Raw genomic sequence first — 13,785 nt, forward strand, 5'->3', positions numbered from 1 at the left:
GAAGAAAAACACCAGCTCTCCCCCCATGCTGGTGTTTTTAAATTTGATGCACATAACTTTTCCAATGATGGATATCATAACCAAAGACAGCGACTTCCTCAAAAAATATGTGATAATGTGTGAAAAAATGAAATAAAATCGCACAAATTCATTAATTTCATGATATAATGAAAAAAGAGGGGGGAATGGCGAAGAACGCTGGATGCTATGATAAAAAGAAAAGTGATTTCAGCAACTTTCAAGATTGGCATTGGCCTTTGCATGATCTTATCAAGTTTTGTCAGCGGTTGGGCAACAACGTCAGAAGGAGAACTGCCATCGAAAACAGCAGTGATTCTTCATGCCATTAACAATCAATTGGTCGTCCCGGATGAACAACTGACCCCTCCATCGTTTTTAACCGGAGGCAATGCTTTCGGTGGAACGCCTTTCGAACATGAGTCTATACAAATCCCCGTGAGGGACGGCACAGTATTGCCGGGGCGCATGCATCGACCCGCGAACGCTGAAGATGCACCGGTTATCGTTTATTATCACGGCGGCGCTTTCATGGAGGGATATGGCAATATCCATACCCACGATAATATCATCCGTGCCCTCGCTTATCGTTCGAATGCCATTGTGATCAGCGTTGGGTACCGTTTGGCACCGGAACATGTTTTTCCAAAAGCAGTCGATGATGCCTATGACGCGATGTTATGGGCGTATGAACAGGCGGAAGCACTTGGCGGTTCAAAGGATAAAATGATTGTAGCTGGGGATAGTGCCGGCGGCAACCTTGCCACTGTCACAGCGATGAAAGCGCGAAATGAAGATGGCCCCGAATTGAAGGCTCAACTCCTCTATTATCCTTTAACAACGTTTCATGACCGACCATTGGAAACCCGTGATAAATATGCAAGCGGAAATTATTTGCTGTCAAAAACGGTCATGAAAAAAGCGCGAGATGCCTATACACCTGGGGAAGAAATGCGGGAAGACCCATACGTTTCACCCCTTGATGAAGGGGAGGCCAACGGACTTCCGCCCGCATTTATAGCAACGGCTGAATTTGATCCGCTCAGAGACGAGGGTGAACTATACGCTTATAAACTTCACGAAGAAGACGTCACTGTGGAGGCTATTCGATACGAGGGCGTTATGCATGGATTTTTATCCTTTTATGAGGTGTTGGCCACCGGACGCCATGCGTTGGATGACAGCGTAGCATTTCTTGACCGGACCTTAAATGACAAGCAAGTGGCTGGGGCTGGGTTTCGAATTGTTGAAAGGGAACAGCCAACAGGTTTTGAAAGACTAAGAGAAGAGACAGAAGCCCATATGGGGGCTGTTTACCTTCTTGGGTTACACGTTCAACGCCAATTCAATCAATGGGTGGAAACCTCGTTATTGGCTGATTCCGAAGATGAATAAATGATGAAAAGAAGCATATCCTGAATCCCTAATATGGGATTCAGGATTGATTTTTGAGTATATATCATCATAAGGTTGTCTGTATCTATATTTTGTCCAATATATGTCCATTTTCTTTTACATTCTCTGTTTTATTTTCATTATGACTGTGCTAAACTACTAAAGGATTGCCTAACATGGAGAAACAATCACAATGTAAAAGGGGGGTCCCTAATGTTGGCGGGACAAAAACAACGACTACAGACATTTGCCAGACGGCGTCGTCAATTAAATGTCCATGATCGAATACGGGAAAATAAAAATCTTGCAATCCTTGAACGTGAGATGCCCCGATTTCTAACGATGAGCATGCCGGTTTTTTTATTGCGCCCGGAAATGGAACGGCAGCTTCATCAATTTTTGCAAACAGTCGATCGAAACCGGGTTCCTTCAAAGCTCTTCTTCAAAAAGAATGCTCGCGATCAAGCGCGTTTTTACCATAAAGATCTTTTTGTCTTTATTAAGTATTTGCGAAAACAAGGATTCGATTTAAACGGCCATGAAGCATTGTTCGCCCATGTGCTTCTGAATCATTTGGCGATCATAAGCTTTCAGCATATGCAAAAGCGGTATGGCTTGCTGACATTACGGGGGGACTCCCTTACAGATGTGTTCGATCGCTATTTGCATCTCGTTAATGAAACAGATTATTATCACATCGATCATTTGGAATACTTGCGACAAAATTTGATCAGCAAACGCATGATACCGGTAACGATGACTCATAACAAACTTAAGCGCCAATTGAAGCAGTATGAAAAGAATCATGAAGATCTTCAAATTCATAAGTTTGAAAAACGGATGGAAAATACCGTTAATTAGGGACTGCTGAATAACGGAAAAAGACTGGCCCATAAGCATTTTCCGTTGGTGTTGTCGAAGCTGGATGCAAGGAAATCCATCCTATAAACAAAAAAAACCTTGCGCTTCTGGCAACATACGGAGGGACGGTGCTGCAATGGCGAGACTCCAGCGGAAAAACGGACGCGTTAAGCCCCCGCAGCGCCGGTTTTGCGCGAGGAGGCTTGACCGTTCGTCCGCGGAAAGCGAAGCCATGGAAACGACATCCCGGCTTCAGCTGATAGCTGCATGTTGTTCAGCAATCCCTAATTAAAAAGGCTCCCCGGAAATTGGGGAGCTTTTTTTTGGTAGGTAAGAAAGTTGATTTATACTTCTTACTTACATAAGTGCCACTAAGGTTTTCGCCATAAAAGCTTGGCGAGAAGCCGAGTTTTCTAATTTGTAGATGATCGGTGATACCGGCATTCGATTTTACCGGTAGGATCACCAGCCTTCATATTGTTCAATGAGTGAACGAACCTTTTCGGGAATAGGAACGGCTTTTCCTTCGGATGCATCGTAATTCACATGAATTTGTTCTGCTTCAAGCAAGATGGCATCCTCGTTTTTCTTTGTCATTTGAAAAGCAGTCGTAAAACTGCTGTTACCTAGGTGTTTTATTCTGCACCAAATCGATAGTTGTTCGTCAAGGCGAGCAGGCTTTTGGAACTCAAGCGTCGATTTAACGAGAGCGATATCAAAGCTTTTGCTGTACGTTTCCAACCAATTCTCACCAAGCACTGTTCGAAAATATTCAATAACGGCAACATCGAGGTACGTCATATAATGGGCATTAAATACAATGCCTTGTCCATCAATCTCCGAGTATCGCACTCGTATTTCATGAGAAAAACGAAACGTATTTTCCATTATCCATCTCCCCTTCGGTTAAAAAATAATATGTGCGCATAGAACGATAATCGGCAAGGTAATGATTGTTCTTAGCAAGAAAATCATGATCAGTTCCCAAAAGGTGATTGGAATTTTTGAGCCGAGAATCATCCCGCCGACTTCGGACATATAAATCAACTGGGTGATCGAGAGACAGCCGATAATGAAACGCGTCATTTCACTTTGGATATCCGCAGCGATTATAGCGGGAAGCAGCATATCCGCGAACCCGATCAAAATTGTCTCCGATGCCGCTTGTGCTTCGGGCACTTGCATCAGTTCCAAAATTGGAATGAAAGGAAGGCCAAGCCATTGAAAGACCGGTGTATGTTCGGCAATGATAACCATAATTGTTCCAATCGTTAACACAATGGGGATAACGGTAAGCCACATCTCCAACGCATTACTTATTCCGTTTCGTCCCGCTCCTTGTACAGTCGCGTGGCTTGCACGCGCAAGCGCTCCTCGCCACGCACGGGTGAGCGCCGGCTGATCGGGATTTTCATTTTTTGTTTTCGGTTCCGCGCCCGGGTAGTGCGTTTCGCTTTTTCTTGAAAGCGGTGGGATGCGTGGCATGATGATCGCGGCGACGAAACCGGCGATGATAATCGTAATGTAATAGGGAACGAACATATGGCTCAATTCGAGGTACCCCAAAACGACGATGGCAAACGTAATGGACACGATATTAAAGGTTGTCCCCAACACGGCTGCTTCCCGTTTCGTATAATGCCCTTGTTCATACTGCTGGTTTGTTAATAATACACCGATGGCTGCATCCCCGAGCCATGAAGCCAAACTGTCAATGGAAGACCGGCCGGGCATCGTAAAAAGCGGCCGCATAATGACATGCAACAATGCCCCTGCAAATTCCAACAGACCAAAGTTCATTAACAGCGGCAAAAAGACGCCGGCAAACAGGAAAATGGTAAGCAAGAAGGAAGCCAAAGCGAGAATTTCTCCACCCGTTGCTTCTCCCCAAAACCATTCCGGTCCCCACTCAAAAAGAATGGCAACTGCGAATATAAACCCAATGATCCGGATGATAAACCATATGGGGGTAACGGAAAAAAGGGAAGCAAACAACGAACGGCGCATCCATTGCGGATAGAGGTAACGATAGATGCCGGTTCCAATCACAGATACGCCGGTAATGGCCACGATCGTCTCCCCCAAAATCGGTGAGATCCATCCGTCAAGTGTTTCGGCCAACCAAGCGATTGGGATGGTGAGCTCCCCTTCCACGGTGACCGGTGTAATAAATATAATGATACCGATGATGGAGGGGAGAAGAAATTTTAGAATATGTGTACTGTTAAATTGTTTCTCGGACAATCGATCACTTCCAAATCACATCTTAGCAAATATATTTTCATTCAAATCCGTTGAGTTTATCCAGTGCACCTTCAAGTTCTCGCAAGGTAGCGATCTCAACGTCTGGCACTATTGTAGTGTCTGGTTCGACACCTTCACGGTTCACCCAAATGGTATTGATTTCGGAGCGGTTGCCGCCAACAATGTCCGTATGCAAATTATCCCCAATCATGACGGTTTGATTCCGCTCGGCACCAAGCTGCGTGAGCGCGTGGAAAAAAATGGACGGATCAGGTTTTCCCACACCGAATGTGCCGGAGATAATGATTCGGTCAAAGTGAGGAATAAGCGCTTTTGTCATTTGCAGCTTTTTCAGTTGTAAACTGGGAGCGCCATTGGTTATAAGTGCAAGTTGGTAGGGGACGTTCATTTTTGTCAATACTTCAAATGTTTCTTCGTATACATAGGGAAGTGTTTCTCGATAGTCAATGAAACGTTCGGACAGCTCCCTCGCCAAAGAAAAATCTTCAATGCCAACTTTTTTTAATGCTTCCGTCCAAACTTCAAATTGATACATGCGGATGTTTGCCCCCATCTCCCGAAGTCGAACGTCATGGATGTCATCAAACGTTCCCCACAATCCTTCAAACGGATTAATCCCGAGAGCGGTTGTTGACGGATAAAACGATTGCTTCTCGTAAAGGGAAGGTGCCACTGACCGCACGGCCTCCATCAATTCGTTACTTTCAACCCCCGCTTGCCGCCATGCCTCGTTGCATGTCGCCAGCAAAGCTTCGGAAATGCTTTTTTTATCCCAAAGTAACGTGTCATCCAAATCAAAAAGAAGTGTATGGATCATGTAATACATCCTTTCCAAATCATAAGTGTAATGATATGAGGCAAAATTTCCTCCGGAGTTTCCATCTTATTGTAGCATATGGCCAAACAATACCAATAGCAATTGTTGAGATTTCTTTTCCTGATAATGGCATTAGTTCTGTCGGAGATTGGAGAAAACCAAAAAAATCAAGGACTTTTGACAAGAATAGCAGTCTTTCTTTTGTATCCTGTTACAGGGCATGTTAAAATGAAATTTGTGAACACATGATGACTTTACGATGTGCATGAAAAAGGGGAGCACGTTTTGGAAAAACCTGTCGCTTTAAGGTGTTATGCTCCCCAACTTTGCATGCGCTAAATGACAAGTGCAACGGGAGAGTGATGTGCCGGAGTCCGGTTACTTAAAAACACACTTCAAAAAAAGATCGTCAATCCTTGAGCAAACAAGTGTAGTTGGAGGTAGTAGCAGATGGACAGAAACGTTTCCAAGGCGGATAAGACTTGGGAAACATTTCACGGGCCTAATTTAGGTTACGTGATGGATATGTATGAAAAATATAAGAACGAGTCAGACGAAGTAGACTCAGACTTGAAAGAATGGTTTCGAACCTACGGAGCACCATCCGTGGAGCCGCTAAACGGACAAGCAACAACTGCATCGCCTGAAGTACCCACTTCTGCAATGCACAAAATAGGAAAAGCTATCAAATTGGCGGATAATATTCGAACCTTCGGTCATATTTTGGCAGACATGCACCCCCTTGAAGCCCCTGGAGAGGAGTCTCCTCTTTTACAGCCCGAGGAAAATGGTTTAGATGAAGAAGATCTGAGAGCCATGCCTGCCGATATGCTGTGCAAAGATGCCCCAAGCTATATAGAAGATGGGTATGAAGCCATTTTACATTTAAAACAGATGTATACAAAGACCATCGCTTTTGAATTTGACCATGTGTACGACCTGGAAGAACGAAACTGGTTGAACCGTATGGTCGAATCAGGAGAGATCTATGAAGATTTGTCAAACGAAAAACGCCGGAACCTGCTTGAACGTTTAACGGCTACTGAGAAATTTGAGCAGTTTTTGCATAAAAATTTTGTCGGACAAAAACGCTTTTCCGTCGAAGGCCTTGATTCCATGGTTCCCATGCTTGACGAGATGGTGCAACATTTCACGCAAGAGGGCGCGAAACACGTGACGCTTGGAATGGCGCACCGCGGCCGTTTAAGCACGCTTGCACATGTGCTTGGAAAGCCATATAATCTGATTTTTGCCGAATTCATGAATGCGCCCAGCAAAGAAACATCTCCTTCCGAAGGTGCCTCGACGTTAAATTATGGGTGGACCGGTGATGTGAAGTATCATTTAGGCGCAAATAGAAAATTGAATCAAGCATCTACCTATACAACGGTGAATGTAGCCAACAACCCCAGCCACCTGGAATTTGTCAATCCAGTTGTTGCCGGATATGCACGCGCTGCTCAGGAAGACCGCAATAAAACCGGCTTTCCGGATGTTGAATTGAACAAAGCAGGAGCAATTCTTGTGCATGGAGATGCAGCATTCCCCGGTGAAGGCATCGTCGCCGAAACGTTGAATTTAAGCCGGTTGAAGGGATATCAAATCGGTGGGACACTCCACATCATCGCGAATAATTTACTAGGTTTTACGACCGAAAGCCACGATTCCAGATCAACAACCTACTCAAGTGACTTGGCTAAAGGCTTCGAGATCCCCATTATCCATGTGAACGCAGATGATCCGGATGCGTGTATAGCAGCCGTCCATTTGGCTTGTGAGTACCGTAGTCGTTTCCATAAAGATTTTTTAATTGATTTAGTTGGGTATCGTCGTTATGGCCATAATGAGATGGATGAGCCGGCGGCTACGCAACCCCAGCTGTACGAAATGATTCGTTCTCATGATACGGCAAGAGCCATCTACGCCGATAAGCTTCAACAAGAAGGGATCGTCGAAGAGGACCAACCAAAAGCCATGCAAGAGGAACTTCAGGAAAAGCTGGAAAAAGAATATGAAAAAGTTTCCGGACGAAGCGCAACTCCCGGAAAAGCAGACCCCCCGGAAGTCATTGAAAAAGGCTTGCCCGACATTGATACCACCGTTGATTACGAAACACTCAGGCAAATCAACGAAGAATTGTTGCAATTCCCGGAAGGGTTCACGGTCTTTCCCAAGTTAAAACGCATTCTTAACCGAAGGGAAACAGCCTTTACCGAAGGAAAAATTGACTGGGGGCACGCAGAAGCCCTGGCTTTCGCATCCATTATTTCCGATGGTACTCCTATCCGAATGACCGGACAAGATTCGGAGCGGGGAACATTTAACCATCGTCATCTCATTCTTCACGATGCAGAAACTGGGGATAACCATTCGCCCATGCATACGTTATCGACGGCTAAAGCATCCTTCGCTCTTCATAATAGTCCTTTGTCGGAGGCTGCAGTTGTAGGATTTGAGTATGGATACAACGTGCAAGCTCCGGACACTTTGGTGCTTTGGGAAGCGCAATACGGGGATTTCAATAACGCTGCACAAGTCATCTATGACCAATTCATATCGGCTGCAAGAGCAAAGTGGGGCCAAAAGTCAGGCATTGTGCTGTTGTTGCCGCACGGCCATGAAGGTGCAGGACCCGAGCATTCCAGCGCTCGTTTGGAACGCTTCTTATCTCTGGCTGCCGAAAATAACTGGAATGTCGTCAATGCCACCAACACGTCACAGTATTTCCATTTGTTGCGCCGGCAAGCTGCTTCTTTGAAAATGGATGAAGTAAGGCCACTCGTGTTGATGACACCGAAGAGTCTCCTTAGAAATCAAACGATTGCCGACACGAACGAAGCATTTACGGATGGAAAATTTTCAGCAGTTATCGAAGATCCAAAAACCGTCGAGAACAAAGCTGACGACGTGGAAACGTTACTTTTTTGCAGTGGAAAAATTTCCATTGATCTCCATGAAACGATCGACGAAAATGTCGATGCAAGCCAGTTGCATATCGTAAGAATCGAAGAACTGTATCCTTACCCTAAAGAAGACATTAAAGCGGTTCTATCCAAATATAAAAATGTGAAACGGGCAAAATGGGTACAAGAAGAACCAAAAAACATGGGAGCCTGGGGCTACATTGAACCTTATCTTCGCGAAACGTTGCCCAAGAAAATTGACATTGAATATATCGGACGCAGACGCCGTTCCAGCCCATCTGAAGGCGACCCTAATGTTCATAAAAAAGAACAACAAAGAATTATTGACAAAGCGTTAGGCCTCAAAGAAGGGAGAAACTAGCATGGCAGAAATAAAAGTACCAGAGCTTGCGGAATCGATCACCGAAGGAACGATTGCCGAATGGTTGAAAAAACCGGGCGATTTTGTCGAAAAGGGAGAAGCGGTTGCCGAGCTTGAAACCGATAAAGTAAACGTAGAATTGAATGCAGAACAATCAGGGGTCCTCCAGGAAATCATTAGCGATGAAGGGGAAGACGTCTCTGTTGGTGACGTCGTTGCCACCCTGGATGAAAACGCCTCGGAAGGAAACAGCGGAACATCCGGAGATTCCGAAACAAAAGAAGAAGGTGCCAAAGACAAGAAAGAAGAAAAAGCGCAAGCGGAGCAAAGTGAAGGGGATAACAAAGAAAAGAAAACCGAAACCGCTTCGAAACAGGAAAGTTCCGAGGACACGCAAGACGCGTCGGCCGAACATGTCGTTGCCTCTCCCGCTGCCCGAAAACTTGCACGGGAAAAAGGCATTAACCTTGCCGATATCCCGGTTCGGGATCCACTTGGCCGCGTGCGAAAAGAAGATGTTGAATCATATGAATCAAATAAAGCGGCACAAACACAAGCGTCCACACAAAAAAGCGCTCCTGAAAATGATGAAGAAAGCGATGAGTTCGGCGGAAAACCGGTGGAACGCGAACGTATGTCAAGACGCCGGCAAACGATTGCAAATCGTCTCGTAGATGTACAACAATCCACCGCCATGCTCACGACATTCAACGAAGTGGATATGTCTGCCATCATGGATCTAAGAAAACGGAAAAAAGAATCTTTCCAGGAAAAAAACGATGGCACAAAACTAGGCATGATGTCTTTCTTTACCAAAGGTGTTATTGGCGCACTTAAGCAATTTCCGCTCCTAAACGCGGAAATTCAAGGAAAAGACATTATCAAAAAGAATTTTTATGATATCGGAATGGCTGTTTCCACCGATAACGGTCTCGTCGTACCCGTTGTGCGCGATGCCGATCGCTTAAGCTTTGCCGGTATCGAAGAAGAGGTTGGCAGACTTTCGGCGAAAGCCCGGGATAATAAATTGGGTCTGGACGATTTACAGGGGGGAACGTTTACGATTACGAACGGCGGCGTTTTCGGTTCCCTATTGTCCACCCCAATCTTGAACACGCCGCAAGTCGGGATCCTCGGCATGCATACCATTCAGTGGCGACCGGTTGCCATTGATAAAGAGCGAATGGAAAATAGGCCGATGATGTATATCGCTCTATCGTATGATCATCGAATCGTAGATGGCAAAGAAGCCGTAAGCTTCCTCGTCAGATTAAAGCAGTTGCTTGAAGAGCCGGAAGATCTATTACTGGAAGGATAATCGATCGAAAAGCGCCCTTTCGGGGGCGCTTTTTTTGATCTACATAGGGACTGCTGAATAATGGAAAAAGACTGGCACATGAGCATTTTCCATTGGTGTTGTCAAAGCTAGATGCAAGGAAAACCATCCTATAAGCAAAAAACCCTTGCACTTCTGGCAACGTACGGAGGGACGGTGCTGCAATGGCGAGACTCCAGCGGAAAAAACGGATGTGTCAAGACCCCGCAGCGCCGGTTTTGCGCGAGGAGGCTTGACCGTTCGTCCGCGGAAAGCGAAGCCATGGAAGCGACATCCCGGCTTCAGCTGATAGCTGCAAGTTGTTCAGCATTCCTTACATAAGTTGGGCGAAGGCTCTCGCCATAAAAGCTTGGCGAAAAGCCAAGTTTTCCAAGGCGGACGGGTTTAACGTTCATCATGAAAAAAGCACTAATTTATCCCCTTATCATTGCAAATGTGAAAAATCTTGAAAAATGGGGTTGCAAAAATAAAGAATTATGATATTATAGTGTTACCTGCAATACATCCTGCCAAGGGAAATGAATTGTAGGTGTTTTTTTCTAAAGTCTCACATTTTAGTCGCATCCATACGGTGCACACGTCAATGGCAAGTGCCTAATTTTTTGAGGAGGGATTGACATGCGTGTACAATCAAAAGCGCGTGAACTATGTGCGGCTATTCAAATGCGAGGCTGGTCTAACACTCAGCTTTCTCCGAATCAACATCAAGGATTTGTGTTGAATAGTCGAACGGGTTGTCGTTCCTGGAAGGGAACAAGATGGGGACTTATTTCCGAAAACACGCCGGAACGTCTCACGATTAGCGTCGATTTGCCAAAAGGCCATTTTGAAATCGAAGCGGTTGCCGAAAAACTGGAATTGGATATTATTCCCAGTGATGAAATGACAGATGCTAGCGGTGTATTTTTGGAAAACAAATCGGACCGAGACACGTTGCACATATTCTTATGTGAAGAAGAACTGAGCAATACTAAGTTCAACGATTCCGCGCTCGTTGATATGATCGGTGACATTCGACGATTAAATTGTTTATAATGAAACATTCATGAATTGGGAGGGGTGATCCCTCCCACAAAACAACCGGTGCCCACACCGGTTGTTTTTTAGTCGATAACGGATTCGGTACACTCCGGGTTTTTTTCTCCGGATACACATGATATAATAATGATAATTACTATCAATTAAGTGAAAACGTTGTGCGTGTTTTGCGCGAACAACGCCGGGAGGGATCACCATGAGCAAAGCTCCTAAGCACTATTATTATCTGCGTTCACTAAACCACTCCATTGAACCGATCACATGGTCAAAAATAAAAGAAGATGGGTTCGATTTAACGATTAAACGCGAAGACGTTCCGTTTTTTATTTCTTTCTTTCGGGAATTAACCAATTTCTATGAAAACAAAGCTACCCGCGTTTCCGATTCACACCGCATTTACATGGAGGAGCTCGCCTCTTTCTTCCGGGAACAAGCGCGGGAAATGTCCCAATGCACGTCTTTGCAAAGCGAAACGAACGTTTACGTGATTCCGTTTAGTGATTTTGTTGCGGCGTTCATGTTGGCCGACGAAGCCTTCGAACGAATTTTTCAAGACAATGAAAAAATGGCGCATCATTTCGATAAAGTGTTGACGTATTACAAACGGTTCAACCTAAAAGCTGACCCCATGAAAGCGCAGTTTATTTTGGATCACTTGCCTGAGCTTAGCTTTCATTATGAATAACGATGGATGATAGGGGAGACATTTCATGCAACATTTGCAGTGGCAAAGCCGGGCTCCGATAAAAACAATTACGTGTGTCCACGCAAACGCGGAAAAGTACAAAGTGGATCGCGTGCTGACCCCCGGGAAAACATACGATGTGCAAAATGAAACCGATGAATTCTACTTTATCATTGATAACACCGGGATTATCGGGGGATTTAAAAAGGATTATTTTCGCGAGTGAAAAACGGCTGCTTTGACAGCCGTTTTATCGTTTTCATTGGCATTTTACTATCCCGGTGATAAGCGCTAGCAATTCCAAAGATCAAATTTTAGAGGCCAGAGGTCGGAAAGATCTTTTTTAGGAAATGATCTTCCGAATTCCGGCTTCCGATGTCTGACCTCCGTCTATAAGGATGGCTAACAGCCCAATTTGTTCAACTAACTAGGGACTGCTGAATAACGGAAAAAGACTGGCACATAAGCATTTTCCGTTGGTGTTGTTAAAGCTGGATGCAAGGAAATCCATCCTATAAACAAAAAAACCCTTGCACTTCTGGCAACGGACGGAGGGATGAAGCAGCAATGGTGAGACTCCAGCGGAAAAACGGACGCGTCAAGCCCCCGCAGCGCCGCGAGGAGACTTGACCGTTCGTCCGCGGAAAGCGCGAAGCCATGGAAGCGGCATCCCGGCTTCAGCTGATAGCCGCAAGTTGTTCAGCAATCCCTAACTATCAGAGATGAAAAACCCCCTCTGATGGTAGATTCACTTTATCGATTGTGCTATGATTTAGCAAAACTTATGTTCTTTATTTTCCTCTATGTCAAAAGAATCGCTTATGGAGGATATTAAAGGGAAACTTTTTACTGACGGTCGACAGAACGCCCTTTATTTCAATAAGGGAATGAATGCCAATGATTCGAACTTGCAAATCAAACATTTGTTTGCCATAATAAATACAATCGAAGTTTCCCTGCGGAGTGAGGAAACAGCACGAGCTTGGCGGTGTAGGTATGTTGCGAAACAGTACCGATAGACCAAGTGCCTATGCAGTACAACCTGACGTAGGAGCTTCATTGTGGCATGAGGTACGGTTGCCGTAAGCATTGTGGGTCTGAAAAGGAACAAATAGGCATGCAATCATACATGTCGTCCACATAGCGAGCAACCCCCGTAATTCCTTCAGGAAGCACGGTATTTTAATACCGAGAGGATGTCACATATGGATCGTTACAAACGAAGAGAACCTAACGAACGAGATGAAGATCACTTTGAAGAAGAGGACGATGGGACCGTTCATGATCCGGAAGAAGGAAACGATGAAGACGTTCCACCGGAAGAGCCTCCAGTGGAAGATTTTTATCGCAAAGAAATAGAAGATGCGGGAACTGTAAAGAAAAAGAAAAGGAAAAAACGTTGGATGAAATTAGGCATCATTTTTGTATCTTTTCTACTGGTCATCCAAGGGACCACTTCTCTTATTCAACTCTTGCAACCTGATGTCGTGGATTTCCTGGCAACGTCTTATGAATTGTCCCAAGATGAAGACGTGTCGGAGTGGCGGGAATCGGTTGTCACATTGCAAGTAGAACAACCGGGACGGGTGACGCGAGGAACCGGTTTTTTTATTCATGAGGACGGGCTCATTGCCACGAATCGCCATGTGGTAGAGGATGCTTTGCAAACGGTCGTCACTCTGCACGACGGCTCCGCATATGAAGCAACCCCTGTGAGCCAATCCGATGACGTGGATTTGGCATTGATCCGGATCGAGGAAGATGTTGCTGTCGACCCGCTCCAACTGCAACCGCAAGAAGAAGACGTCGAAGAAGGAACCTATATTACTATTATCGGAAATCCGCTTAATTTTAGCGGTATTGCCAATGAAGGGGAGATTCTTGAAACCGGAAATCCAACCACCATTTCCGCGCCTACCTATCGGGGCAACAGCGGAAGTCCTGCCATCAACGAGGATGGAGACGTCGTCGGTGTCATTTTTGCAACACGGCAACAGCCAAGGGGGCAAGGAGGAAGTGTAGGATTGATGGTTCCTGTCGATGAAGTATGGGGGCACATTCAAGAGATAGGAGAGGAGGGCTAAA

13 protein-coding genes are annotated in these 13,785 nt (G+C 45.2%); 10 read left to right on the top strand and 3 right to left on the bottom strand.

What is annotated here, in order from left to right; all coding sequences use genetic code 11:
* Positions 1–207 precede the first annotated feature (207 nt).
* The 3 genes from HUG20_RS08775 (at position 208) to HUG20_RS19450 (ending at position 2,534) form a co-directional block, all read left to right on the top strand.
* Entirely contained in the window at positions 208–1,413 is a 1,206-nt protein-coding gene (locus HUG20_RS08775) for an alpha/beta hydrolase (RefSeq protein ID WP_200090145.1), read from the top strand.
* Positions 1,414–1,626: 213 nt separating this feature from the next.
* Positions 1,627–2,274, top strand: a complete 648-nt coding sequence (locus tag HUG20_RS08780; RefSeq protein WP_200090146.1) for a hypothetical protein — start codon at positions 1,627–1,629, stop codon at positions 2,272–2,274.
* A gap of 128 nt (positions 2,275–2,402) precedes the next feature.
* The gene (locus HUG20_RS19450; protein ID WP_281392541.1) at positions 2,403–2,534 is read left to right on the top strand and encodes a hypothetical protein; all 132 of its coding nucleotides are present in this window, start codon (positions 2,403–2,405) and stop codon (positions 2,532–2,534) included.
* Positions 2,535–2,736: 202 nt separating this feature from the next.
* Here the strand turns inward: HUG20_RS19450 and HUG20_RS08785 are convergent, their stop codons facing one another.
* Genes HUG20_RS08785 through HUG20_RS08795 form a run of 3 tightly spaced genes read right to left on the bottom strand, consistent with a single transcriptional unit; the run spans position 2,737 to position 5,356 of the window.
* Positions 2,737–3,162, bottom strand: coding sequence for an acyl-CoA thioesterase (locus HUG20_RS08785; RefSeq protein WP_200090147.1), 426 nt, complete (start codon positions 3,160–3,162; stop codon positions 2,737–2,739).
* Positions 3,163–3,180: 18 nt separating this feature from the next.
* Positions 3,181–4,518 carry a YjiH family protein gene (locus HUG20_RS08790; RefSeq protein ID WP_200090148.1) on the bottom strand — a complete coding sequence of 446 codons (1,338 nt, stop codon included), beginning with the start codon at positions 4,516–4,518 and terminating at the stop codon, positions 3,181–3,183.
* A 37-nt stretch (positions 4,519–4,555) separates the two neighbouring features.
* Positions 4,556–5,356, bottom strand: a complete 801-nt coding sequence (locus HUG20_RS08795) for an HAD family hydrolase (RefSeq protein WP_200090149.1) — start codon at positions 5,354–5,356, stop codon at positions 4,556–4,558.
* Between the two features lie 450 nt (positions 5,357–5,806).
* On the opposite strand from HUG20_RS08795, the gene HUG20_RS08800 reads away from it, so the two are divergent.
* The 7 genes from HUG20_RS08800 to HUG20_RS08830 all read left to right on the top strand — a co-directional run bounded on the left by HUG20_RS08800 (position 5,807) and on the right by HUG20_RS08830 (position 13,784).
* Complete coding sequence (locus tag HUG20_RS08800) at positions 5,807–8,641, top strand: 2-oxoglutarate dehydrogenase E1 component (RefSeq protein ID WP_200090150.1); 2,835 nt, start codon at positions 5,807–5,809, stop codon at positions 8,639–8,641.
* Between the two features lies 1 nt (position 8,642).
* Entirely contained in the window at positions 8,643–9,959 is a 1,317-nt protein-coding gene (gene odhB / locus HUG20_RS08805; protein WP_200090151.1) for a 2-oxoglutarate dehydrogenase complex dihydrolipoyllysine-residue succinyltransferase, read from the top strand.
* A gap of 111 nt (positions 9,960–10,070) precedes the next feature.
* Entirely contained in the window at positions 10,071–10,298 is a 228-nt protein-coding gene (locus HUG20_RS08810) for a hypothetical protein (protein ID WP_200090152.1), read from the top strand.
* Between the two features lie 297 nt (positions 10,299–10,595).
* Entirely contained in the window at positions 10,596–11,012 is a 417-nt protein-coding gene (locus tag HUG20_RS08815; protein WP_200090153.1) for a hypothetical protein, read from the top strand.
* A gap of 199 nt (positions 11,013–11,211) precedes the next feature.
* A complete protein-coding gene (locus tag HUG20_RS08820; RefSeq protein ID WP_200090154.1) occupies positions 11,212–11,700 on the top strand; it encodes a hypothetical protein in 489 nt (162 codons plus the stop codon).
* A gap of 25 nt (positions 11,701–11,725) precedes the next feature.
* Positions 11,726–11,926, top strand: coding sequence for a DUF6501 family protein (locus HUG20_RS08825; protein WP_200090155.1), 201 nt, complete (start codon positions 11,726–11,728; stop codon positions 11,924–11,926).
* A gap of 979 nt (positions 11,927–12,905) precedes the next feature.
* On the top strand, positions 12,906–13,784 hold the full coding sequence (locus tag HUG20_RS08830) for a S1C family serine protease (protein ID WP_200090156.1): 879 nt from the start codon (positions 12,906–12,908) through the stop codon (positions 13,782–13,784).
* Position 13,785: the final 1 nt, after the last annotated feature.

This window comes from Salicibibacter cibi (assembly GCF_016495865.1).
GTDB lineage: Bacteria > Bacillota > Bacilli > Bacillales > Marinococcaceae > Salicibibacter > Salicibibacter cibi.

Coding starts and splice junctions, on each gene's coding strand:
- HUG20_RS08825 (WP_200090155.1), top strand. CDS start 11,726: ATGCAACATTTGCAGTGGCAAAGCCGGGCTCCGATAAAAACAATTACG.
- HUG20_RS08780 (WP_200090146.1), top strand. CDS start 1,627: ATGTTGGCGGGACAAAAACAACGACTACAGACATTTGCCAGACGGCGT.
- HUG20_RS08795 (WP_200090149.1), bottom strand. CDS start 5,356: ATGATCCATACACTTCTTTTTGATTTGGATGACACGTTACTTTGGGAT.
- HUG20_RS08775 (WP_200090145.1), top strand. CDS start 208: ATGATAAAAAGAAAAGTGATTTCAGCAACTTTCAAGATTGGCATTGGC.
- HUG20_RS08820 (WP_200090154.1), top strand. CDS start 11,212: ATGAGCAAAGCTCCTAAGCACTATTATTATCTGCGTTCACTAAACCAC.
- HUG20_RS08810 (WP_200090152.1), top strand. CDS start 10,071: ATGCAAGGAAAACCATCCTATAAGCAAAAAACCCTTGCACTTCTGGCA.
- odhB (WP_200090151.1), top strand. CDS start 8,643: ATGGCAGAAATAAAAGTACCAGAGCTTGCGGAATCGATCACCGAAGGA.
- HUG20_RS08815 (WP_200090153.1), top strand. CDS start 10,596: ATGCGTGTACAATCAAAAGCGCGTGAACTATGTGCGGCTATTCAAATG.
- HUG20_RS08830 (WP_200090156.1), top strand. CDS start 12,906: ATGGATCGTTACAAACGAAGAGAACCTAACGAACGAGATGAAGATCAC.
- HUG20_RS08785 (WP_200090147.1), bottom strand. CDS start 3,162: ATGGAAAATACGTTTCGTTTTTCTCATGAAATACGAGTGCGATACTCG.
- HUG20_RS08800 (WP_200090150.1), top strand. CDS start 5,807: ATGGACAGAAACGTTTCCAAGGCGGATAAGACTTGGGAAACATTTCAC.